General features: G+C 68.8%; 25 protein-coding genes and 2 pseudogenes. 13 read left to right on the plus strand and 14 right to left on the minus strand.

All coding sequences use genetic code 11. The features are described from left to right. The coding region (locus GBO37_RS16325; protein WP_305884489.1) for an ATP-dependent helicase C-terminal domain-containing protein at positions 1 to 969 on the plus strand (969 nt) is incomplete at its 5' end. Here the strand turns inward: GBO37_RS16325 and GBO37_RS16330 are convergent. The 4 genes from GBO37_RS16330 to GBO37_RS16345 all read right to left on the minus strand — a co-directional run bounded on the left by GBO37_RS16330 (position 966) and on the right by GBO37_RS16345 (position 2,897). Further along, positions 966 to 1,292 (minus strand): DUF2794 domain-containing protein, encoded by a 327-nt coding sequence (locus GBO37_RS16330; protein WP_252930032.1) that lies wholly within the window; start codon positions 1,290 to 1,292, stop codon positions 966 to 968. The two genes, GBO37_RS16325 and GBO37_RS16330, sit on opposite strands and share 4 nt — an antisense overlap. 46 nt (positions 1,293 to 1,338) lie before the next feature. Continuing rightward, a complete protein-coding gene (locus GBO37_RS16335) occupies positions 1,339 to 1,620 on the minus strand; it encodes an I78 family peptidase inhibitor (protein ID WP_252930033.1) in 282 nt (93 codons plus the stop codon). Positions 1,621 to 1,625: 5 nt separating this feature from the next. After that, positions 1,626 to 2,120 carry a hypothetical protein gene (locus GBO37_RS16340; RefSeq protein ID WP_252930034.1) on the minus strand — a complete coding sequence of 165 codons (495 nt, stop codon included), beginning with the start codon at positions 2,118 to 2,120 and terminating at the stop codon, positions 1,626 to 1,628. Positions 2,121 to 2,258: 138 nt separating this feature from the next. Further along, positions 2,259 to 2,897 (minus strand): TetR/AcrR family transcriptional regulator, encoded by a 639-nt coding sequence (locus tag GBO37_RS16345; protein WP_252930035.1) that lies wholly within the window; start codon positions 2,895 to 2,897, stop codon positions 2,259 to 2,261. A gap of 230 nt (positions 2,898 to 3,127) precedes the next feature. On the opposite strand from GBO37_RS16345, the gene GBO37_RS16350 reads away from it, so the two are divergent. Beyond that, on the plus strand, positions 3,128 to 4,555 hold the full coding sequence (locus GBO37_RS16350; RefSeq protein ID WP_252930036.1) for a Glu/Leu/Phe/Val dehydrogenase: 1,428 nt from the start codon (positions 3,128 to 3,130) through the stop codon (positions 4,553 to 4,555). A 74-nt stretch (positions 4,556 to 4,629) separates the two neighbouring features. Here the strand turns inward: GBO37_RS16350 and GBO37_RS16355 are convergent, their stop codons facing one another. After that, positions 4,630 to 5,577 carry an L-threonylcarbamoyladenylate synthase gene (locus GBO37_RS16355; protein ID WP_252930037.1) on the minus strand — a complete coding sequence of 316 codons (948 nt, stop codon included), beginning with the start codon at positions 5,575 to 5,577 and terminating at the stop codon, positions 4,630 to 4,632. A gap of 111 nt (positions 5,578 to 5,688) precedes the next feature. Here GBO37_RS16355 and GBO37_RS16360 point away from each other — a divergent pair. The 5 genes and pseudogenes from GBO37_RS16360 to GBO37_RS16375 form a co-directional block, all read left to right on the plus strand. Next, positions 5,689 to 7,329: pseudogene (locus GBO37_RS16360) on the plus strand (acyl-CoA dehydrogenase); the annotation flags it as partial. Positions 7,330 to 7,410: 81 nt separating this feature from the next. Beyond that, a pseudogene (locus tag GBO37_RS21670) lies at positions 7,411 to 8,007 on the plus strand (MBL fold metallo-hydrolase); the annotation flags it as partial. Positions 8,008 to 8,040: 33 nt separating this feature from the next. Further along, complete coding sequence (locus GBO37_RS21675; protein WP_371927615.1) at positions 8,041 to 8,319, plus strand: hypothetical protein; 279 nt, start codon at positions 8,041 to 8,043, stop codon at positions 8,317 to 8,319. A 53-nt stretch (positions 8,320 to 8,372) separates the two neighbouring features. Beyond that, entirely contained in the window at positions 8,373 to 8,525 is a 153-nt protein-coding gene (locus GBO37_RS16370) for an aa3-type cytochrome c oxidase subunit IV (RefSeq protein WP_064503561.1), read from the plus strand. A gap of 16 nt (positions 8,526 to 8,541) precedes the next feature. After that, positions 8,542 to 9,165 carry a hypothetical protein gene (locus GBO37_RS16375; protein WP_046000772.1) on the plus strand — a complete coding sequence of 208 codons (624 nt, stop codon included), beginning with the start codon at positions 8,542 to 8,544 and terminating at the stop codon, positions 9,163 to 9,165. On the opposite strand, the gene GBO37_RS16380 is transcribed toward GBO37_RS16375, so the two are convergent. The 4 genes from GBO37_RS16380 to greA all read right to left on the minus strand — a co-directional run bounded on the left by GBO37_RS16380 (position 9,153) and on the right by greA (position 12,205). After that, entirely contained in the window at positions 9,153 to 9,479 is a 327-nt protein-coding gene (locus GBO37_RS16380; protein WP_045983097.1) for an AzlD domain-containing protein, read from the minus strand. The genes GBO37_RS16375 and GBO37_RS16380 overlap by 13 nt on opposite strands. Then, positions 9,460 to 10,257, minus strand: a complete 798-nt coding sequence (locus GBO37_RS16385) for an AzlC family ABC transporter permease (protein WP_252930038.1) — start codon at positions 10,255 to 10,257, stop codon at positions 9,460 to 9,462. The genes GBO37_RS16380 and GBO37_RS16385 overlap by 20 nt, the downstream gene beginning before the upstream one ends. A 543-nt stretch (positions 10,258 to 10,800) precedes the next feature. Then, on the minus strand, positions 10,801 to 11,730 hold the full coding sequence (locus GBO37_RS16395) for a hypothetical protein (protein ID WP_252930040.1): 930 nt from the start codon (positions 11,728 to 11,730) through the stop codon (positions 10,801 to 10,803). A gap of 4 nt (positions 11,731 to 11,734) precedes the next feature. Continuing rightward, positions 11,735 to 12,205, minus strand: coding sequence for a transcription elongation factor GreA (gene greA / locus GBO37_RS16400; protein ID WP_046000775.1), 471 nt, complete (start codon positions 12,203 to 12,205; stop codon positions 11,735 to 11,737). Positions 12,206 to 12,450: 245 nt separating this feature from the next. On the opposite strand from greA, the gene GBO37_RS16405 reads away from it, so the two are divergent. After that, on the plus strand, positions 12,451 to 14,106 hold the full coding sequence (locus tag GBO37_RS16405) for an electron transfer flavoprotein-ubiquinone oxidoreductase (protein ID WP_252930041.1): 1,656 nt from the start codon (positions 12,451 to 12,453) through the stop codon (positions 14,104 to 14,106). 94 nt (positions 14,107 to 14,200) lie between these two features. Here GBO37_RS16405 and GBO37_RS16410 read toward each other — a convergent pair whose 3' ends face one another. After that, complete coding sequence (locus GBO37_RS16410; RefSeq protein WP_252930042.1) at positions 14,201 to 14,356, minus strand: hypothetical protein; 156 nt, start codon at positions 14,354 to 14,356, stop codon at positions 14,201 to 14,203. A gap of 249 nt (positions 14,357 to 14,605) precedes the next feature. Between GBO37_RS16410 and GBO37_RS16415 the strand changes: the two genes are divergently transcribed. Together GBO37_RS16415 and GBO37_RS16420 are read left to right on the plus strand one after the other, a co-directional pair. Further along, positions 14,606 to 14,827, plus strand: coding sequence for a hypothetical protein (locus GBO37_RS16415; protein WP_127897766.1), 222 nt, complete (start codon positions 14,606 to 14,608; stop codon positions 14,825 to 14,827). A 163-nt stretch (positions 14,828 to 14,990) separates the two neighbouring features. Next, complete coding sequence (locus GBO37_RS16420; protein WP_252930043.1) at positions 14,991 to 15,215, plus strand: hypothetical protein; 225 nt, start codon at positions 14,991 to 14,993, stop codon at positions 15,213 to 15,215. Positions 15,216 to 15,226: 11 nt separating this feature from the next. Here the strand turns inward: GBO37_RS16420 and GBO37_RS16425 are convergent, their stop codons facing one another. Genes GBO37_RS16425 through GBO37_RS16435 form a run of 3 tightly spaced genes read right to left on the minus strand, consistent with a single transcriptional unit; the run spans position 15,227 to position 18,593 of the window. After that, a complete protein-coding gene (locus GBO37_RS16425; RefSeq protein WP_046000779.1) occupies positions 15,227 to 15,601 on the minus strand; it encodes a response regulator in 375 nt (124 codons plus the stop codon). Between the two features lie 32 nt (positions 15,602 to 15,633). After that, positions 15,634 to 17,079: an HWE histidine kinase domain-containing protein gene (locus tag GBO37_RS16430; protein WP_252930044.1), complete on the minus strand. Its 1,446-nt coding sequence runs from the start codon at positions 17,077 to 17,079 to the stop codon at positions 15,634 to 15,636. Then, positions 17,076 to 18,593: an ATPase domain-containing protein gene (locus tag GBO37_RS16435; protein ID WP_252930045.1), complete on the minus strand. Its 1,518-nt coding sequence runs from the start codon at positions 18,591 to 18,593 to the stop codon at positions 17,076 to 17,078. Before GBO37_RS16435 ends, GBO37_RS16430 begins: the two co-directional genes overlap by 4 nt. A gap of 324 nt (positions 18,594 to 18,917) precedes the next feature. Between GBO37_RS16435 and GBO37_RS16440 the strand changes: the two genes are divergently transcribed. Genes GBO37_RS16440 through GBO37_RS16450 form a run of 3 tightly spaced genes read left to right on the plus strand, consistent with a single transcriptional unit; the run spans position 18,918 to position 22,073 of the window. Then, positions 18,918 to 19,376 (plus strand): (2Fe-2S)-binding protein, encoded by a 459-nt coding sequence (locus GBO37_RS16440; RefSeq protein ID WP_045983882.1) that lies wholly within the window; start codon positions 18,918 to 18,920, stop codon positions 19,374 to 19,376. Then, complete coding sequence (locus tag GBO37_RS16445; RefSeq protein WP_252930046.1) at positions 19,373 to 21,676, plus strand: molybdopterin cofactor-binding domain-containing protein; 2,304 nt, start codon at positions 19,373 to 19,375, stop codon at positions 21,674 to 21,676. The genes GBO37_RS16440 and GBO37_RS16445 overlap by 4 nt, the downstream gene beginning before the upstream one ends. A 10-nt stretch (positions 21,677 to 21,686) precedes the next feature. After that, complete coding sequence (locus GBO37_RS16450; RefSeq protein ID WP_127897771.1) at positions 21,687 to 22,073, plus strand: hypothetical protein; 387 nt, start codon at positions 21,687 to 21,689, stop codon at positions 22,071 to 22,073. A 15-nt stretch (positions 22,074 to 22,088) separates the two neighbouring features. On the opposite strand, the gene GBO37_RS16455 is transcribed toward GBO37_RS16450, so the two are convergent. Then, positions 22,089 to 22,334: an L-rhamnose mutarotase gene (locus GBO37_RS16455; protein WP_252930047.1), complete on the minus strand. Its 246-nt coding sequence runs from the start codon at positions 22,332 to 22,334 to the stop codon at positions 22,089 to 22,091. Positions 22,335 to 22,357 lie beyond the last annotated feature (23 nt).

Raw genomic sequence — 22,357 nt, forward strand, 5'->3', positions numbered from 1 at the left:
GACGATGTCCCCCCCGCACCCCCCCTGGCGGCCCTGTCGGCGGGCGGCATGGCCTCGCTGGCCTATCCCGACCGGATCGGGCTGCGGCGCAAGGGTGACGAGGCGCGGTTCGTGCTGTCGGGTGGCAAGGGTGCGGTGCTGGCATCAGAGGACAGCTTGGCGATGCAACGGATGATCGTGGCGCTGGATCTGGACGGGGATCAGCGCGAGGCGCGCATCAGGCTGGCCGCGCGACTGGACGAGGGTGATCTGCGCGCGCTGCATGGCGACCGGATCGGCCAGCAGGCCCTGTGCGAATGGTCGCGCCGCGAGGGTCGCGTCGTCGCCCGCCTGCAGGAGCGGCTAGGCGCGCTGGTGCTGTCGGACCGGCCCTGGCCCGACGCCCCGGCCGAGGCGATGGCCGCGGCCGCGTTGGAGGGATTGCGCTTGGACGGGCTGCCCTGGACCCCGGCCGCGGCGCGTCTGCGGGCGCGGATCGCGCTGGTGCCGGACCTTGGCTCTGTGGCGGATGTCGACCTGCTGTCGGATGGCGACTGGCTGCTGCCTTGGCTGGGCCGGGTGCGGACGCTGGCCGATCTGCGCGGGCTGGACCTGGTCGAGCCGCTGAAGGCGCGGATCGGATGGGCAGGCCAGCAGCGGCTGGACCAGGAGGCGCCGGGGCAGTTCACCACCCCCCTGGGTCGCCGCGTGCCGATCGATTACGGGGGCGCGGACCCGTCGATCGAGTTGCGCCTGCAGGAGCTGTTCGGCGTCACCCGCCATCCGGCGGTGGGCGGGCGGCCGCTGCGGATCACGCTGCTGTCGCCGGGCGGCAAGCCGGTGCAGGTGACGATGGACCTGCCGGGGTTCTGGGCTAGCTCCTATGCCGATGTCAGAAAGGACATGCGCGGCCGCTATCCGCGCCATCCGTGGCCCGAGGACCCGACCGCGGCCGATCCGACGGTGCGGGCCAAGCCGCGCGGCACCTAGTCGATGGGGCGGATCAGCTTGGCGTCCAGCACGCGCAGCACCTGGGCCAGGTCGTGGCCGCGTTTCAGGATGCGCCCGTCCATCGCGATCACGGCATAGGCGCCCTGGGCCGCACGCAGCCGAGGACGCTTTTCGATCCGGTAGAGGGGGTGTTCGGCGGCGCGGCGAAAGACGCTGAACACCGCCGCGTCGCGCAGAAAGGACATGCCATAATCGCGCCATTCACCCGCGGCCACGAAGCGGCCGTAGGTCGACAGGATCAGGCTCAGTTCCCTGCGGTCGAACACCACGCGGTCGGCATCGGGCGGGATCGCGTTCATCATGTCGGAATGGTGACAGCCCGCCGCGGCCGGCGCAACGCCAAACGGGTCAGAAGCAGCTGACCTTGGTGATGCGTCCGTTCACGCCGTATTCGATGTTCAGCCGGTCGGGGCGGAAATCGGCGGTGACCATGTCCTCGGGGCCGATGACGCGGGTGCCTAGGGGGAAGTTCATCGCCGACAGGGCCGTGCGGGGCTGGCCGATCAGGCCCTGATAGCCGGCGGCGCCGCATTCGTCGACGACCGGGGGCGGGGTCGGCTCGACATAGGCGGGTTCGCAGGCGGCAAGGGCCGTCGCGGCAAGGATCAGGGCAAACGTGGTCTTGTGCATGTGGGTCATCCGCAATCGATCTTGGTGATGGTGCCGGTCGCATCCAGGCGGAAGACGAGCCGGTCGGGGTCATAGTCCTGGGGTTCGATCCCGCGATACTCGACCACGCGATAGGCGCCGGGCAGGCCGAGCGTCGGGATCGTGCTGCCGGGCTGGCCCACGCTGGAGGCGTAGCTGCTGGCCTTGCACAGGTCGGGCTTGCGTTCGGTCACCCCGGTGATGCCGGTCGTCGCAGCAGGCAGGTCCGCCACCACGGGTGCCGCCGGGAAGGGCGCTGCGGCCGGATAGGGCGCCGTCGGATAGGGGGCCGGTGCGGGTGGCGCATAGGGCGCGGGCGCGGCGGCATAGGGCGCGGGCGCATAGCCGGGCTGGGCCGCATAGGCAGGCCCCGCATAGCCGCCCGCGGGCGGCATGCGGTTCGGCGACGATGCGCAGCCCTGCACGGCCAGCGCCATGCCGGCGGCCATCGCGGCCCGAATCGTCCAGTTCTTGCTGATCATCGCCTGTCACCCCTGCCGGTCCTGTTTCCGGACCTTGTTCCCGCCAGCATAGGCCGCGCCCCCGGCCTTGAGAAGCGGGGTGATGGATCACGTTTCGATCATCGCAGGAATGCAACAGCCCTTGGGCGCGTCGCCCCCTCAGGCGGCCTGCAGGCCGTAGGCCGACAGGAACAGCGCCGCCGCGTCGCGGGCGATCCGCGCGACCTGCGCATCGGGCAGCGTGGTGCCCGTCAGCAGGGCGGGCTGCTGGACCTGCCCGGTGATCAACGCGACCAGCTGGCGGGAGGATTGACCGCTGTCATGGTCGCGGATCTGCCCCGCGGCGATCCAGCCGTCGATGATCTGCGCCAGGGGGGCCGCGACGCGGTTGGCCAAGGCGTCTTCATAGTCGCGCGCGTCGTCGGGAAAGCGCGTCGATTCGGCGGTCATCACCCGCAGCAGGCTGAGCCGCGGTTCCGATAGTGCCCATGTCGCCAGGTCCGACAATACCCGCGGCAGCTCGGTCCGGGCTTGGGACGCGGGGTCGGCCGCGAAGGGCTGCTGGCGGAAGGCGCTGTCCATCGTGGCGCGCAGCACCTCGCGGAACATCAGGGATTTGTCGGGGAAATAGCTGTAGAGCGTCGCCTTGGACACCCGGGCGGACCGGGCGATGTCGTCGACGCTGGCGGCCGCGTAACCGTCGCGCAGAAAGATGACGGCAGCCCCGTCACGGACCTGATCGAACTTGCGGCCCCGCGTGATGCCGGGGGCCGGTGCATGGGTGGTATCGGTCTTCATTCTGCTTCCTTGGTTTCCATCCAAACACCGCGGACAGAGAGGCGGTTTCCCTATCAGCATAATAAATGGTGTGAAAAGGAAAACCCCGGCCGGGCTGCGTGTCGTGCAAAAGCTGCTGGTTTTTATCGCAAACATGGCGCCGTCGGCGACGATCCGCTGTGGCGGCACCGGGCGGATTGGCCTAGCGTGCGGCCATATCGACCTTGCGCCGTCACCAGGAGGAAGCAGCAATGTCCGTCAACACGACCTCGTTCCGGGATTCAGTGGACCGCATGTTCACCCATGCCGCAGGCCTGATGAGCCTTGCGCCGGGGCTGGAGGAGAAGATCCGGGTCTGCAATTCCACCTATACGGTGCGGTTCGGGGTACGGCTGCGCGGCCAGATCCACACCTTTACCGGCTATCGATCGGTCCATTCCGAACACATGGAGCCCGTGAAGGGCGGCATCCGCTATTCGCTGGACGTGAACCAGGACGAGGTCGAGGCGCTGGCAGCCCTGATGACCTACAAATGCGCGCTGGTCGAGGTGCCCTTCGGCGGGTCCAAGGGCGGTCTGNGCATCGACCCCCGCGCCTGGAACGAGGATGAGCTGGAGCGCATCACCCGCCGCTTCACCTATGAGCTGTCGCGCCGCAACCTGATCTCTCCGTCCCAGAACGTGCCCGCGCCCGACATGGGCACCGGAGAGCGCGAGATGGCCTGGATGGCCGACGCCTACAAGCGGCTGCATCCCGACGACATCAACGCCAAGGCCTGCGTCACCGGCAAGCCGCGCACCGCGGGCGGCATCGACGGGCGCGTCGAGGCGACGGGCCGCGGCGTGCAATACGCGCTGCGCGAGTTCTTCCGCCATGACGACGTGATGAAGCAGGCCGGGCTGACCGGCGTGCTGGCAGGCAAGCGCGTGATCGTGCAGGGCCTGGGCAATGTGGGCTATCACGCCGCCCAGTTCCTGTCGGTCGAGGACAAGTGTCTGATCACCGGCGTGATCGAGCGCGACGGCGCCATCACCAACCCGCAGGGCATCAACATCGACGCGCTGCGCGGCCATATCCGCGCGACCGGGGGCATCAAGGGCTTTGCCGGCGGCGACTATCACGAGAACGGCCTGGCGATGCTGGAGCAGGAGTGCGACATCCTGATCCCCGCCGCGGTGGAAAGCGTGATCCACGCCGACAACGCCGAACGCATCAGCTGCAAGCTGATCATCGAGGCGGCGAACGGTCCCGTGACCGCCGACGCGGACGCGATCCTGCGCCGTAAGGGGATCGTGATCATCCCCGACATGTACGCCAATGCCGGCGGCGTGACCGTGTCCTATTTCGAATGGGTCAAGAACCTGTCGCAGATCAGCCTGGGCCGTCTGGAGCGCCGCCACGAGGAGGCCCGCGCCCGCATGATCGTCGAGGAGCTGGAGCGTCTGTCGGCCGATACCGGCCTGAACTGGACCCTGTCCAAGGGCTTCAAGGAGGCGTTTCTGACCGGCGCGGACGAGCTGGAGCTGGTGCGGTCGGGCCTTGACGACACGATGCGCGAGAGCTTCAAGAAGATGAAGGAGGTCTGGATCAGCAATCCCAAGGTCCAGGACATGCGCACCGCGGCCTATGTGGTGGCGATCCGCCGGATCTCGAACGTCTACAACTCTCTGGGGCTTTGAAGAGGACCGCGCGTCAGGGGGGCGCTGCCCCCCGTCCTGCGGACTCCCCCGGGGTATTTTCGGCAAAGAAGAAATCAGGGGCGGGGGGCGGCGGCGCGGCGCAGGCGGTCGTTGATCGCCTGGCCCAGCCCGTGGTCCGGGATCGGCGCGACCGAGATCGGGCGCCCCAGGGCATCGGCACGGCGCAGCAGGTCGAAGAGGCGCGCGGCGGCCTGGGTCAGGTCGCCCGTCTCAGACAGGCTGAACGGGCCGGGGACGCCGAAGGACAGATGCGTCTCTCCGGGGGCGGGGGTCGCGTTCAGGCGCAGCGCCGATTGCGGCGCGTAATGGCTGGACAGCTGTCCGGGCGCGTTCGGGGCCGAAGGGTCGGCGTGATGCGCGGCCAGGGGTTCGCCCAGGGCGGCGGCGATCGCCTCGGCCGGAATGCCGCCGGGACGCAGCAGCGTCGGGCGACCGTCCTGCCAGCCGATGATCGTCGATTCCACGCCGACCGGGCAGGCACCGCCATCCAGTACCGCGGCGATGCGCCCGTCGAGGCCTCCGTCCGGGTGCAGCACATGATCTGCGGTGGTCGGGCTGATCCGCCCCGAGGCATTGGCCGACGGTGCGGCCAGCGGCGCGCCGGATGCGCGCAGCAGCGCCTGCGCCACGGGATGGGCAGGAACGCGAATGCCGATCGTGTCCAGCCCCGCCGTGACCAGCCCCGCGATGCCCGCATCGGTGCGCAGCGGCACCACCAGCGTCAGCGCGCCCGGCCAGAAGGCCCGCGCCAGGGTCAGCGCCTGCGGCGGCAGGTCGGCGACGGCCTGCGCCGCGGACAGGTCCGCCACATGCACGATCAGCGGGTTGAAGCTGGGCCGCCCCTTGGCCTGGTAGATGCCGGCCACCGCCGCCCCGTCGCGCGCGTCGGCGGCCAGACCATAGACCGTCTCGGTCGGGATCGCCACGCAGCGGCCCTGGGCCAGCAGGCGGGCGGCCTGGGCCAGGCCGGCAGGGTCGGGGATCAGTCGCAGGGTCTGCATTCGTGACGCGGGGTTTCGGTTGAGCCTGAAAGGACGGCGGCACAAGATGCCGCCAGCGCCCGTTGATAGACGCGCCGCGGCCCGATGCCAAGGCGCCAGGAGGAGAACCCGATGACCTACAAGGCCCCGACAGCCCAGATCGACTTCATCCTGACCCATGTCGTCCCCTTCGCCGACCTGGCCCGGACCGACCGCTTTGCCGAGGCCACGGCCGAGACCGCGACCGCCATCCTGTCCGAGGCCGGCAAGCTGGCCCAGAACGTTCTGGCGCCGCTGAACCGGGGCAGCGACCAGACCCCCGCGCGGCTGGAGAACGGCGTGGTGCGATCCTCGCCCGGCTTTGCCGACGGGTTCCGGGCGATTGCGGAGGGGGGCTGGGTCGGCGTGTCGGCCGATCCGGAATACGGCGGCATGGGCCTGCCGCAGGCCCTGAACATGGCCGTGGCCGAGATGATGTCGGGCGCCTGCCTGTCCTTGCAGCTGAACCCGCTGCTGACCCAGGGCCAGATCGAGGCGCTGGAGCATCACGCCAGCGACGATCTGAAGGCGCGCTATCTGCCCAAGCTGATCAGCGGCGAATGGTCGGGCACGATGAACCTGACCGAACCGGGCGCGGGCAGCGACGTGGGTGCGCTGACCACCCGGGCGGAACCGGCGGGCGACGGCACCTATCGGATCAGCGGGCAGAAGATCTACATCACCTGGGGCGACAGCGACGTCACGTCGAACGTCTGCCACCTGGTGCTGGCGCGTCTGCCGGGCGCGCCCAAGGGGACGCGCGGCATCAGCCTGTTCATGGTCCCCAAGCTGATCCCCGACGATCAGGGCAATCCGGGCCTGGCCAACAGCCTGAAGGTCGTCAGCCTGGAGGAGAAGCTGGGCATCCATGGCAGCCCGACCTGCGTCATGTCCTATGACGGCGCCACCGGCTGGCTGGTCGGCGAGGAGAACAAGGGCATGGCGGCGATGTTCACGATGATGAACGTGGCCCGCCTTGGCGTCGGCATGCAGGGCGTGGGCGTGGCCGAGGCCGCGCTGCAGAAGGCCGTGGCCTATGCGGTGGACCGCAACCAGATGGGGCCGATCATCGGCCATCCCGATGTGCGCCGGATGCTGGCCACCGCGCAGGCCGAGGTCTTTGCCGCCCGCGCCATCGGCCTGGCCTGCGCCACCGCCATCGACATGGACCGCGCCACGGGGGATGCCGATCAGGCCGCCCGCGCGGCCTTCCTGACGCCGATCGCCAAGGCCTATGGCACCGACGTGGGCATCCGCGTGGCCGACATGGGCGTGCAGGTGCATGGCGGCATGGGCTATGTCGAGGAGACGGGCGCCGCGCAGTATCTGCGCGACGTGCGCATCACCTCGATCTACGAGGGCACGAACGGCATCCAGGCGATGGATCTGGTCGGACGCAAGCTGTCGGACGGCGGAGAGGCCGCGATGCGTCTGCTGGATGAGGTGCTGGACGGGGCCAAGGCCGCGCAGTCCGCGCATCCCGAGCTGGCCCACCAGCTGTGGCAGGCCGCCGAGACCCTGCGCGAGGCGACCCAGGCCCTGCTGGAGCGTGACATGGCCGACCGTTTCGCGGGCGCGGTCGCCTATCTGACCGCCTTTGCGCGGGTGCTGGGCGGGCATTACCACCTGCGCGCGGCGCTGAAGGGCGGACCGGCGCATCTGGCGCTGGCGCGGGTCTTCATGGCGCGCGTCCTGCCGCGGTTCACCGGCGATCTGGCCGAGGCGCAGGCGGGCCAGGGCGAACCGAACGCCACCGTCGCCCCGGGCGTCTTGTGGATGCGCCTGCCGCTGCCGATGAAGCTGGACCATGTCAACGTCTATGCGTTTGACGATCCCGACGGCTGGACGGTGGTCGATACCGGCTTTGACACGGCGCGCACGCGCGAGATCTGGCAGGTGCTGCTGGACGGGCCGCTGCAGGGGCGGCCGGTCGTGCGGGTGATCGGCACGCATCACCATCCCGACCATATCGGGCTGGCCGGCTGGTTCATGGAACGGGGCGCCGACCTGTGGATCAGCCGCACCGCATGGCTGATGGCGCGGATGCTGGTCCTGGACGTGCAGGACCGTGCCAGCCCGCAGGCGCTGGCGTTTTGGCGGCGGGCCGGGATGGCGGCCGAGATGCTGGACCGGCGCGCCAGCGACCGGCCCTTCAACTTTGCCGACGTGGTCCACCCGCTGCCTTTGGGCTTCACCCGCCTGGTCGAGGGCGACACGGTGACCTTCGGCGGAAGGCGCTGGCGGGTGGCGATGGGGCATGGCCATGCGCCCTGCCACGCGACGCTGTGGTCGCAGGATTGCGATCTGGTCATCGGCGGCGACCAGCTGCTGCCGTCGATCTCTCCGAACCTGGGGGTCTATCCGACCGAGCCCGAGGCCGACCCGGTCGGCGAGTGGCTGGAAAGCTGCACCCGGCTGGCGGCGCTGGCGCGGGCCGACCATCTGGTGCTGCCGGGACACAAGCTGCCCTTCACCGGGCTGCCCTTCCGGCTGGAACAGCTGATCCAGAACCACCGCGCCGGGCTGGACCGGCTGGCGCAGGCCCTGGCGGACGGCCCGCGCACCGCGGTCGGGTGTTTCGACATCCTGTTCCGCCGCCGCATCGGCGAGGCCGAGTACGGACTGGCCATGGTCGAGGCCGTGGCCCATGTGAACCACCTGCACCGCGCCGGGCGCATCCGGCCTGTGGGCGAAACGCAGGGTGCGGTGCTGTGGGGGGCGTGACAGCTGCGCCGCTTTCCGCTATCGCAGGATGAACGCAAACCGATGGGGCAGTGATGGCCGACTACGACAACAAACCCGAAGCGACCCAGGGAACGATGGACCTGACCGACCACAAGAAGACCTTCGCGGGCTTCATCCGCGGATCCACCTGGGTCATCGTCGGATCGCTGGCGGTCCTGGTCTTCATGGCCCTGACGAACGCCTGATCGGACGGGCGGGGACATGAAGCGACGCGTCTTCCTGGCGGCCACGCTGCCGGTCGTGCTGACCGCCTGCGGGGCCGACAACATCTGGGCCAGCGACGAAGCCGTGCGCGACGCGCGCTATGTGTCCGCCACGCCGACCTCGATCACGCTGTTCACGGTGATCGGCATCCCGCGCGGCGAGGGGGGCCATTCGGCGCTGATGTTCAACGGCAGCCAGCGCGTGATCTATGATCCCGCCGGCAGCTGGAGCCATCCGCGCATTCCCGAACGGCGCGACGTGCTTTACGGCATCACCGACAACTTCAAGAACTTCTACATCGATTACCACGCGCGCGAGACCTATTGGGTGGCCGAGGACACGATCCTGGTTCCGCGCGAGGTGGCCGACCTGGCGATCCGCCGGGCCGAGGCCAACGGTTCCGCCAACAAGAGCTTTTGCGCGATCGAATCGGGCAACGTCCTGTCCGGCGTGCCGGGGTTCGAGACGGTGCCGCGGGGGTTCTCTCCGCTGAAGCTGCGCGAATGGTTCCTGCGCCAGCCGGGCGTGGTGTCCAAGCGTCACTATGACGGCGACCCGGCCAACAACCACGACGTCCTGCTGCGTCAGAAGGACGGGACGATCGGCGGTTACAGAAGGTAAAGCAGGCCCGCCAGCGTGATGCCCCCGGCCAGGATGGCCAGCATCACGTTGCGGGTCAGCACGCCCACCGCCACGGTCGCGGCGGCGGCGGCCATGCGGGCCGGATCGGCATTGCCGCCGGTCGCGGCGGGCCAGACGACCAGCGGCGCGACCAGCGCGGGCAGCACCGCCACCGGGGTATAGCGCAGCATCCGCAGCATCCAGTTCGGCAGGTCGCGGTCGCCCAGCGCGCCCAGGAACGACCAGCGGATCAGGTAGGTGCCGACGCCCAGCACCGCGATGATGACCCAGATCTCAGTCGCGGACGCCTGCATCGCGCGCCTCCTTGCGTTCGGTGCGGATCTCGACCAGGGCGCCGGTGGCCATGCCCAGGGGCGCGGCCATCAGCAGGCCCAGCCCCGACGGCAGCCCCGCCAGCGCCAGCGCCGCGACGATCGCGACAAAGCAGGCGGCCAGATGCGCAGGCGTGCGCAGCATCGGCGCGATCATCGCCAGGAAGGTGATGGGCATCGCGAAATCCAGCGCGATCCCCTCGGGGATGGCCTGGCCCACGGTGGCGCCCGCCCAGGTGGCAATCATCCACGGCACGCACAAGACCAGCGCCGTGCCGCCGAAATAGGCCAGCCGCTGCGCGATGGTCAGGCGCGGATACTGTTCGTAATGCTGGATCGACAGCGCATAGCTTTGGTCGATCAGCGCATAGGCGACCCATGCCTTGTGGCCGGGTGTCGCGTCCCGCAGCCACGGCAGCAGGGACGCCGAATACATCGCCATGCGCAGGTTCACCGCCAGCCCGGACAGGATCACGATCAGCGCCGGCGCATTGTCGGTCAGCAGCTGCACCGCCGTGAACTGCGACGCGCCCGCCAGGACCAGCACCGAAAACCCCATGACCTGCGCCAGGTTCAGCCCGGCCTCGGTCGCGACCACGCCGAACAGCACCGCAAAGGGCACGATCACCACCAGGAAGGGCAGCGACTGGACGATGCCGTGGCGGAACGCGGCGGCCGGCGTCCGGGCCAATACGCGGATTGCCGCCTGATCGGCGGCGGCTTGCCGGGCCGAGGGCCTGGGTTCGGGGGCGGGGGACATGGCGCTTTCGTCTTCCTGCGTTTCGCGGCACCTTGCTTGCACGACACGCAAGGCAAGACAAGGCCAGCCGATGCAGATCCTGCACCCGATCCCCGACAGCCTGCTGCCCGCCGCGGCGGCGCTGTGGCGCGCGCATTTTGGGCGNGGACGCTGGCCTGCGCGGGTCCGCGCCGGGCATGGCGTGGTGGCGGTGGATGCATCCGGGGCGGTCTGCGGGGTGATGGGTCTGCGCGACGGTGCCGGCGGGNTCGCGCAGGGCGGCGCGGGGCTGTCAGGCTGGCTGTTCCGCGCGGCGCCGCCCACGGGCGATCTGGTCATCGACGGGCTTGCCGTCACCGACACCCGGCAGGGCACGGGGCGCGCGTTGATCGAGGCGGGGGCGCTGGTCGCCGCCCGCGACGGCCGCCCCGGCCTGCGGGCCGAGGTGCGCGCCCGCAACCGGGGCGCGCTGGCCTTCTACGACAGGGTGGGGTTTTCGGACCGGGGGCGGGGCCGGTATGGCCTGCCCTGGTGGGGGCAGGTCCATCTGTTGCACCTGAGCGTCTAGCCGAAGACGCCCGACACGCGGCCCAGCAGCATGAAGGCGCGCGACGACCGGCTGTCGGCCAGCACGGCGATCTGCAGGTCGTCCAGTTCCGGTACCAGGCGGGCCGTCAGCCCGTCGAAATGGCGCAGGAAGTGATGCGCGGTGTCGCGAAAGATCTCGTCCTCGCGCAGCATGGTGGCGGCGATCTCCAGCGCGGGCTGGTGGTGGATGCCGCCCAGGGCAGCGACGGCGCTGCCGCGTTCACCGGCGGCATAGCGGCGCCAGACGTCGGGGCGGGCCATCTCTGGCGGCAGGTCATCCATGTAGACATCCTGGCCCGCCATCAGCGTCACGACATCCTGCGCGGCGCGCAGCACCTTGGAATGCGCGGGGTCCTTCAGCGCATGACGCAGGGCGTCGATCGCGTCGACATCGTCGGGACCGTCGGGAAAGTTCAGCGCCCGGATCAGGGTCGTGGCGTCCACCGGGGCGCCCTGGGCCTCGAACCGCAGGGCGGCCTGGCGCTGATCGGCGGTCTGGCGGGGCTTGGGCAGCGGGGCGGCGGGGCGCGGCGCGGCGGCCGGCTGCGGTTCGGCGGGGGCTGCGGCGGGGGGGGGTGCGGCGCGGGGGGCGGGCGGCGGCAGGTCGCCCACCGGGGCTGCCTCGCCGCGCAGATGCGTCAGTCGGGCGCGCAGGTCCTCGGCCTCGGCGCGCAGGATGGCCAGTTGGCGGGCCAGCGACACGCCCAGCCAGATCAGCGCCAGCGGCAGGACCGTCCCCATGATCGAGACGAGGCGCGCCACGCCCGACGGGCCGCCATCGGTGCCCGCGGGCCCAAGCAGCCAGAACAGCGCGACCAGGAACAGCCAGACGCCGGTCAAGGTAAAGCCGACCGTGGTCAGGCGGTCGCGGTTGGCCAGGCTGGCGATGCGTGCAATCAGGGACATGGCGTCATCCGTACCGGATCTCGACGATTTCATAGCTGCGCTGGCCGCCGGGGGTGGTCACCTCGACGCTGTCGCCCTCGTCCTTGCCGATCAGCGCGCGCGCCAAAGGAGAGCGGATGTTCAGCAGCCCGCGCTCGATGTCGGCCTCGGCCTCGCCCACGATCTGATAGTTTCGCTCTTCCTCGGTGTCCTCGTCGATCAGCTTGACGCGGGCGCCGAACTTGATGCTGCCCGACAGTTTCGCGGGGTCGATGACCTCGGCGCGCGACAGCAGGCTCTCCAGCTCCTTGATGCGCCCCTCGACGAAGCCCTGCTTTTCGCGGGCGGCGTGGTATTCGGCGTTCTCCGACAGGTCGCCATGTTCGCGCGCTTCGGCAATGGCGCGGATGATGGCGGGACGTTCCTTGGATTTCAGCTGCCCCAGTTCGCGTTCCAGCGCTGCCGCGCCGGTGGGGGTCATCGGTATCTTTTCCATCGCTGCCCTGGTCCTTGTTGGGATGCGTTTGTCCTGCGGGTGCCAAACCAACGCCCCTGCCATTGCGGAATGGCAGGGGCGCGGAAGCTGATCGGGGACATGGTCACCAAAATGACGCTCAATGCAAGCCTGCATGGCCCGAATCGCGCAATCGCACGCGGCCAACCGCCGCGTCACGATTGCCCCCGCCCGCCGGGGTCGCTATCTGTTTGGCAGCCAGATTGCCACGGAGGGGGCCCCAGCACATGACAGACCAGACCGAGATCGTTCGCGAATCGATGGAATACGACGTCGTGATCGTGGGCGCGGGGCCGGCGGGCCTGTCGGCCGCGATCCGGCTGAAGCAGATCGACGCCGAACTGTCCGTCGTGGTCCTGGAAAAGGGCTCGGAGGTGGGCGCCCACATCCTGTCGGGTGCAGTTCTGGACCCCTGCGGGCTGGACCGGCTGATCCTCGACTGGCGCGACAAGGGCGCCCCGGTCACCACCGAGGTGACCGACGACAACTTCTATGTCCTGGGCGAGGCGGGGCAGGTGCGCGTGCCGAACTGGCCGATGCCGCCGCTGATGTCGAACCACGGCAACTACATCGTCAGCATGGGCAATGTCTGCCGCTGGCTGGCCGAACAGGCCGAGGCCCTGGGGGTCGAGATCTTCCCCGGCATGGCCGCCAGCCAGGTGGTCTGGGACGGGGATCGCGTGAAGGGTGTCGTCGCCGGAGAGTTCGGTCGCGAACCCGACGGCAGCATCGGCGACGGATACGAGCCGGGGATGGAGCTGCACGGCAAGTACGTCTTCATCGCCGAAGGCGTGCGCGGCAGCCTGGCCAAGCAGATCGATGCGCGGCTGAACCTGTCGGCCCATGGCGATCCGCAGAAGTTCGGCCTGGGCATGAAGGAGATCTGGGAGGTTTCTCCCGACAAGTTCCACAAGGGTCGCGTCGTGCACACGATGGGCTGGCCCCTGGGCAAGAATGCCGGCGGCGGCAGCTTCATCTATCACCTCGAGAACAACCAGGTGCTGGTCGGCTTCGTGGTTCACCTGAACTATGCCAATCCGTACCTGTATCCCTACATGGAGTTCCAGCGCTTCAAGCACCATCCGATGGTCGCGGACCTCTTGGAGGGGGCCAAGCGCATCAGCTATGGCGCCCGTGCCATCACCGAGGGCGGCTGGCAGTCGCTGCCGCAGCTGTCCTTCGACGGCGGCGTGCTGCTGGGCTGTTCGGCGGGCATGGTCAACGTGCCGCGCATCAAGGGCAACCACAACGCGATGCTCTCGGGGATCGAGGCTGCCGATGCCGCCGCCGCCGCGATCAAGGCGGGGCGCGAGGGCGACCGGCTGACCGATTACGACGGCGCGGTGCGCGGCGGTGCCATCGGTGCCGACCTGAAGCGCGTGCGCAACGTCAAGCCGATCTGGTCGCGCCTTGGCCTGTCGGCCAGCCTGATGCTGGGTGCGGTGGACATGTGGACCGCCAACCTGACCGGCTGGAACCCCCTGGGCACCTGGAGCCACGGCAAGTCGGACGCCGCCGCCACCGGCAAGGCGCGCGATCACAAGCCGATCGACTATCCGCGCCCGGATGGCAAGCTGTCCTTCGACCGGCTGACCAACGTGGCGTTTTCCTTTACCAACCACGAGGAAAGCCAGCCCTGCCACCTGAAGCTGCGCGACCCTTCGGTGCCGATCGCGGTGAACCTGCCGGAATATGCCGAACCCGCGCAGCGCTATTGCCCCGCAGGCGTCTATGAGGTGGTCGAGGATGCGTCGGGCCCGCGCTTCGTCATCAACTTCCAGAACTGCGTCCACTGCAAGACCTGCGACATCAAGGATCCCAGCCAGAACATCGTCTGGACCACCCCACAGGGCGGAGACGGGCCGAACTATCCCAACATGTGACCGTGGTCCGATAAGGCGGGTCGGGGCGGGTTCCTTGCCCCGACCTGCAGGTGGCTTGCCGCCTTGCGCCCCGTGCCGGGGCGGTATGGCCCGTCTAGCCGCTGCGGCAGGTTCCGGCCCTTGCATCAGGGGCGCCCCTCAGGTCGCTGTCACAGGCGATCTTTCGGGCACGGGACCGGGACTGCGCATCCTCGCAGGTCTGGACCATCTTTTGCAGGATGGCGCAGATCTGGGGGTCGATGATCGTCATGACATGCTCCTCTTGGTCAGAAATGCACGCAGAGCGTGTATTGAACCATACAGTTCGGCCATTTGGCTAGATCAAACTCACCCGATCGGCGGATTGTCGTAGGCGCGGGCGCCGCGATCGCAGTCCGGGCAGATGGCTGTACAAATAGCCAAGTGCGCAAAATGGACAAACGGGGGTACACACATCGTGTAGTTGTTCGAGGTATCGAGTATGCAAGGTGTTCCGACGGAAACGACGTTTCGGCTGTCCATGTCCGACAAGGACTGGGAGATCATCGACACGGCGCTGACGGCTTATTCCCACAATGCGGTCTATCGTGACCTGCGCGACAAGCTGGACATGCAGGTCGCCATGGTCCGCGCGCTGGACGGTGCGACGCGCAGCGCCAAGGTCGCCGGCCACCGCGACGCACGCGACGACAGGGCGCGGACCCCGGCCGGGCCGCGTCAGGATCGCCGCTCGACCGCATAGGCCGGCGGGATCGCGATCAATCCAGGCGGGGCCGTCTGCGATGCAGGGCAGGCGGCGTCGGTGCCTGGACGGTGTCCGACCTGGGTACGTTATGCCTTCGAAATCACTTGATGGAAGGTGGCATTCGGTATCCAACTCTGCGGATCAAAGCATCGCGCAGGAGGTGGCAAGTTATGCCCCGTATGACGCTGACGGGAATGCCGGGCACCACCCGGTCGTTCTCAGTTTCGAGGCCGACACCCGGTTCACCATCGAGAACGGACCCGAGGGGGCGACCATCCTTGGCCTGCATCGGCAGGGGTCCCAGCAGATCGTCCATGTCCGCGAGACGCGCGATCAGATCATCGCGGCCCGCGCGGCAGCGCTGTCGAACGCGCCGTCCCGGTAGCCCGCAGGGCGTCAGGCCGGATCGCCGGTCATCTGGTGCAGGGCGTCGATGATCTGGTCCGTGGGATAGGGCTTTGGAAAGAACCGCGCACCGGGCGGCAGGTCGGCGTCCCTGACGCCCAGGATCCCCGACGCGACGATGATGCGGATGTCGGGCCAGGTGGCGCTGACATGGGCGGCCAGCTTCAGGCCGTTCATCGATCCGGGCATCTCGACATCGGTGAACAGGATGGCGATGTCGGAGGTGCCGTTCAGCGTGGCCAGCGCGGCGTCGGCCGACTTGGCCTCGTAGGTCCGAAAGCCCGCGTCGTGCATCATGTCGACGGCTTCCATCCGGATCAGGATTTCGTCCTCGACGACAAGGACGGCGTTGCGGGGCTGGGACATGATGGTTCTTCCGGGGATGGGGTGGCGGACGCTCAGTCCTGCTGCGTCAGGCCGGTCAGTGGTGATGTCAGTTCGAAACGCAAACCGCCGGGGTCATAATCCAGTTCCGCGATCCCGTCGAAGTATCCCGCCAAGGCCTGTTCGATCATCCGGCTGCCAAAGCCCTGGCGGCGGGGCGGGGTGACGGTCGGCCCGCCATGTTCCTGCCAGGACAGGCGAAATCCGACAGGCTCCGCGTCGTCGTCGCGGTCCCACCGGACCTGGACATGGCCCGTCTCGGCGGACAGGGCGCCGTATTTCATCGCGTTGGTGGCCAGTTCGTGCAGCGCCATGGTCAGAGCCAGTGCCTGCTTGGACCCCAGGGCCAGGTCCGGCCCCGCGACCCGGAAGCGGTCCGCGCTCATGCGGTGGGGGCCCAGGGCCGCCTCGACCACCTCGGTGATGGCGGTTTCGGTCCAGGTCGCCTTGACCAGGCGGTCATGGGCCCGCGCCATGATGCCGATGCGCGACTGGATGGACATGCGGGCCTGGTCCAGCGTCTCGGCCTGGCGCAGGGTCTGCGAGACGATGGAATGCACCATCGCCATCGAGTTCTTGACCCGGTGGTTCATCTCTCCCAGCATCAGCTGAAGCTGTTCCTCGACCACCTTGATGCGGTTGATGTCCGTGCAGCTGCCGTACCAGCGGGTGATCCGCCCCGTCGCATCGCGGACCGGCTTGGCGCGACCCAAGACCCACCGGTATTCGCCGGACCGGTGCCGCAGTCGATACTCGATCTCGTAGGGCTGGCCGGTCTCCAGGCTTTGACGCCAGCGCGCCCATGTGCGGTCCTGATCGTCGGGATGGAACATCCCGGCCCAGGCCTCGCCGTCGGTCGAGCCTTCGGGCACGCCGGTGAATTCGTACCAACGGTGGTTGTAATAGTCGTGAAAGCCGTCCGGGCGGGTCGACCAGATCATCTGGTCGACGGAATCGGCGATGGCGTGGAACTTGGCCTCGCTGTCGTGCAGCTGCGCCTCGCGGGTCTGCAGCTCGTGCATGCGGTCGCGCGCCTCGTACTGCCGCGCGCGGGCCTTGAGGGCAGAGCGGACCGCGCGCACCAGTTCCTCCGCGTGCAGCGGCCGCGACAGCAGCACCCCGTTCTGCAGCGCGTCGATGCGGGCCTTGGCCCGGTCCGATCGGTGCCGCGACGTCCCGTTCGCCAGGACGATGAAGGGAACGTCCGACCAGGACGGCTGATCGGCCAGGGCCTGCTGCAGCAGCCCCTCATCCGCGGCGACCAGGGCCTCCTCGGTGACCAGGGCCACGCCGATGGTTGCTCCGACCAGCCCCGCCAGCGCGGGCAGGTCCCGTGCCTGGACCGAGGCGATGCCGACCTTGTCCAGAAGCGCCGCGGCCACGGCGGCGTCGCGGCCCCGCGGCGCAAGGATCGCCACCGCAAGGGCCAGGTCGTCGCGCGCGGTCGACCCGTCGGTCACCGTGCCCGGTCCCTCTGCGGATCGGTCGCCATCAGGTCGTTCTCGGTGCCCACCAGCACCGGGGTCCCGGACAGGATGCCCGAAAAGCCCCGGATCGGTGCGCCGATGACGATGCCGCCCCCGTCGATCCGCAATTCGCGGATCGTGCGTTCGTGGTCCGACGTGCGCGTCTTGATCACCGCGATCGACTTCCGCACCTCTCCGTCGGCCTCGAAAAAGCGCAGCATCATCATCGTGTCGGCCAGATAGCTGATGTCCAGGTCCGACCGCAGATCGCCGGTCACCCCGTGCTGACCCAGGATCATCAGCGAGACCACGCCCTGCTGGGCCAGATAGCTGAGCAGTTCGTGCATCTGCAGCACCAGGAAATTGTCGCTTGGCATCGCGTGCAGATAGGCGTTCAGGCTGTCGATCACGACCAGTCCGACATCGTCCTTCTCGACCGCGCTGCGGACGGCGCTGGCGAACTCTCCGGGGGACAGTTCGGCCGGGTCGATCTGGCGGATCGTCAGCAGGCCGGCGTCGATGAACGGCTGCAGGTCCATGTTCAGCACCCTGGATCGGGTCATCAGCGTGGCCAGCCGTTCGTCGAACAGGAAATAGGCCGCCTTCTGGCCACGCTGCAGGGCCGAGATCATGCAGCGCACGGCGGTCGTCGTCTTGCCCACCCCGGCAGGCCCCGCCAACAGCGTGTTGGTTCCGGGAAACAGGCCGTCGCCCAGCAGCGCATCCAGACCGGCAAGCCCCGTGGTCACCGGTTCGGCCGAAAAGCGGCGGTGGTGATCGGCCGCGATCAGGCGCGGATAGACGCGGATGCCGCCGCGTTCGATGGTAAAGTCGTGATAGCCGCCGTGATATTTCAGGCCGCGCATCTTGACGACCCGCAGCCTGCGGCGCTCCGAGCCGAAATCGTTGGCCAGCTGCTCCAGCGAGATGACGCCATGCGCGATCGAATGCAGCTGCAGGTCGCCGGGTTCGGCCGTGCGGTCGTCCAGCATCAGCACGGTGCAGTTCCGGCGCGCGAAGAAATGCTTCAACGCCAGGATCTGGCGGCGATAGCGCAGCGGGTTCTGCGCCAGCAGGCGCAGTTCCGACAGGCTGTCCAGCACCACGCGCACCGGGTCGGTCCGGTCCACCAGATCGAAGATGCCGCGCACCGTCTCTCCCAGCTCCACCTCGCTGGGATGCAGAAGCGACTGTTCGTGGTCGATGCCAAACTCGTCTTCGGCGATCATCTCGAAGACGTCGATGCCGTCCAACGTCAGGTCATGCGACCGCGCGACGGCCCGCAGCTCTGTCTCGGTCTCGGACAAGGTGATATAGAGGCCGCGGTCACCCGCCTGGCGCCCCTCCATCAGGAACTTCAGCGCCAGCGTGGTCTTGCCCGATCCGGGCGTGCCCTCGACAAGATACAGCCGCGATGGCGTCAGCCCGCCCAGCAGCACGGCATCCAGGCCGGGGGTTCCGGTGCGAAAGCGCGCGTCGATGTCCGCGCCTGCTGTTTCCTGGCTCATCTGCTGTCCCATGCCTTGGATGGTATCGGCCCGTGCGCGCCCCGGACACAAGGCGGATTCCTGTCCCGACCGGGTGCCGGTCGTCAAGCGCCAAAGGCGCAGTCTGATCATCACGCCTAATCCGTCGCCGCGGACAGCTCCACCTGATAAAGGATGGTCCTGGCACGGGACCGATGCCTGGACCTGCATCGATGCCGGTTTCGGATCATCCCGGCAACTGGCGCGCGATTTCTCGGGAACCCGGTTTACCGAAGGGCGTTGCCCTTGACGGTCACATGCGCGCACGACGCCGACCGGCCCTGATCCGAAAGCGAGGAAGCCATCATGATCACCCTGACCGTGAACGGGACGGAACACAGTTTCGATGGCGATCCCGAAATGCCGCTGCTGTGGTATCTGCGCGACGAATTGGGACTGACCGGCACCAAGTTCGGCTGCGGCATCGCCCAATGCGGCGCCTGCACGATCCATCTGGACGGCTATCCGACCTTTGCCTGCATCACCCCCATCTCGATCGCGGACGGGTCGGACGTCCGCACGATCGAAGGTCTGGCCGAGAACGGCGACCACCCCGTTCAGGTCGCCTGGCGTGACCTGAACGTGTCGCAATGCGGTTATTGCCAGGCGGGGCAGATCATGCAGGCCGCGGCGCTGGTGGATTCCACCCCTGACCTGACCGACGAGGACATCGACACGGTGATGAGCGCGAACCTGTGCCGCTGCGGCACCTATCCGCGCATCCGCGCCGCCATCAAGCAGGCCGCCGAAGCGAGGACCGAATGATGTCGAACCGCGTCCCCGAATCCCTCCGCATCGCCAATGTCAGCCGCCGGTCCCTGCTGCTGGGCATGGGGGCCGGCAGCCTGGTTCTTTCCATCGGGCTGCCCCGCCCGGGCCGCGCGCAGGACGCGCCTGTCCAGTTCGGCGCCGACGCGATGCCCAACGGCTGGCGCGACGATCCGAACGTCTTCGTCTCGATCGGCGAGGACGGTATCGTCACCGTGACCGTCCACCGTTCCGAGATGGGGCAGGGCGTGCGCACCTCGATCGCGATGGTCGTGGCGGACGAGCTGGAAGCCGACTGGGACATGGTCCGCGTGACCCAGGCCCCCGGCAACGAGCCGCGCTATGGCAACCAGGACACCGACGGCTCGCGCAGCCTGCGGCATTTCTTCGGCCCGATGCGCCGTGCCGGGGCCTCGGCCCGGACCATGCTGGAGCAGGCGGCGGCCGAGGCGTGGGACGTGCCCCTGTCCGAAGTGCGCGCCGAGGGGCATGTCGTACGTCATGCCGGATCGGACCGCACGATGGGCTTTGGCGAACTGGCCGCCGCCGCCGCCGCCCTGCCGGTTCCCGACCGCGAGGGCCTGCGCCTGAAGGACCCCGCGACGTTCCGTTACGTCGGCAAGGCCGATATCGGGCTGGTCGACAATGACGACATCACCCGCGGCACCACGACCTATGGGATCGACGTGCGCCGCGAAGGCATGCTGTATGCCGTCATCGCCCGCCCGCCGGTCTTTGGCGGCAGCGTGGCCAGCCTGGACGACAGCGCCGCCCTGCAGGTGCCCGGGGTCGAGCGCATCGTGCGGCTGGACCCGCCCGCCATCCCCGCGGAATTCCAGCCGCTTGGCGGTGTCGCGGTCATTGCCCGCAACACCTGGGCCGCCATCAAGGGGCGCGAAGCGCTGGTCATCGAATGGGAGGACGGGCCGCATGCCGCCTATTCCTCGGATGACTTCAGGGCAGAGCTTGAGGCGGCGGTGCAGACCGGCGACGGCAAGCTGATCCTGAACCGGGGCGACGTCGACGCGGCCCTGGCCGAGGCAGAGACCCGCGTGGTCGCCGAATACTATATTCCCCACCTGGCGCAGGCCCCGATGGAGCCGCCAGCCGCCGTGGCCGATGTGCGCGACGGGTCCTGCGAAGTCTGGGCCTGCGTGCAGGCGCCGCAGGTCACCCGCCTGCGCTTGGCACAGCGGATGGAACTGCCCGAGGAGGATGTGACCGTCAACGTCACCCTGCTGGGCGGTGGTTTCGGCCGCAAGTCCAAGCCCGACTTCGTGCTGGAGGCCGCGATCCTCAGCCGCGAGATGGGCGCCCCGGTCAAGCTGACCTGGACGCGCGAGGACGACCTGCACCACAGCTATTACCACACCGTCTCGGTCGAACGGCTGGAGGCGGGGCTGGACGCACAGGGCAAGGCCGTGGCCTGGCTGCACCGCACCGCCGCCCCCACGATCGGGTCGATCTTTGCCCCTGACCCCAAGGAAAAGCTGCCGTTCGAGCTGGGCATGGGGCTGACCAACATGCCCCTGGACATCCCCAACGTCCGGGCCGAGAACCCGCAGGCCCCGGCCCATGTGCGCATCGGCTGGTACCGGTCGGTGTCCAACATCCCGCATGCCTTCGCTATCCAGTCCTTCATCGCAGAACTGGCGGCGGCGGCGGGGCGCGATCCGCTGGAATACCTGCTGGAGACGATCGGCCCCGCCCGCCTCATCGACCCGAGCGAGATCGGCGATGTCTGGAACTATGGCGAGGACCCGGCGCGCTATCCCATCGACACCGGACGCCTACGGGCGGTCACCGAAACCGTGGCCGAGGCGATCGGATGGGGTCGCCAGATGCCCGCCGGCAGCGGCCTGGGCATTGCCGCGCATTACAGCTTTGTCAGCCATGTCGCCGTGGCGGCCGAGGTCGAGGTCGTGGACGGCGCGGTGCGCATTCCGCGCGTCGAGATCGCCATCGACTGCGGCGCGCACGTTAATCCCGACCGCATCCGCTCTCAGATGGAGGGGGCGGTCATCATGGGCGCGGGGCAGGCCCTGACGGCCGAGATCACCTTCCAGGACGGGCGCGCGCAGCAGGACAACTTTGACACCTACCTGATCCCCCGCATGGAGACCGCGCCGCGGGAGATCAACGTGCATCTCGTGTCCTCGGGCGGCTATGACCAGCCTTTGGGGGGCGTCGGGGAACCGGGCCTGCCGCCCGTCGCCCCGGCCATCGTCAACGCGATCTTTGCCGCGACGGGCACCCGCATCCGCCGCCTGCCGGTGGCCGATCAACTTCGCAGCTGAGGACATGTCCATGACCCTGAAACAGATGCTTCTGGCCGGCGGCCTTGCTGTCCTGGCCGGTCCGGCGCTGGCGGATTGCGCCGACCGGATCACCTTCCTCGAAGAGGCGCTGGACGATGCGTCGCGGCTGGCCATCTCGGCCTCGACGGGCGGGCAGGGGGTCGCGGGCGCCCGCGAGGCCCAGGCCGTGACCGAGGAGACGGCAGAGGAACCCGTCCCCTATCAGGACGACGCCGCCGCGGCGGTCGAGGAGGCCGACGAGGCCGGGGACGGTGGCGAGGAGCTGATCGAGGCGCGTGCCCGCCTGGGCGAAGCCCGCACCCTGGCCCAGGATGGGGACGAGGAGGCCTGCACCCGGCAGATCAAGGAGATCCTTGTCGGTCTGATCGACGGGTGACCCGGCAGGCGCGGCCTAGTCCGAATGGAACACCTCGGTCAGGCCCGCCCACCACTCACCAGGGGCTCGCGTGTCCAGCGGGCGCTGCATCGGGCCGCACAGCGCCCACCAGTCGCGCGTCACCGGATCGGCGGCAATGGCCGCATCATCGGCCGCGAAATCGGTGCCGCGATATTCCCAATAGCTGAACAGCAGGTTCTCTGGCCGGCGCAGGAAGATCGAATAGTTGGTGATATGCGACCGCGACAGCCGGTCCAGCACCGCGGGCTAGACATCGGCATGCA

Source organism: Paracoccus sp. 08 (genome assembly GCF_024105395.1).
GTDB lineage: Bacteria > Pseudomonadota > Alphaproteobacteria > Rhodobacterales > Rhodobacteraceae > Paracoccus > Paracoccus marcusii.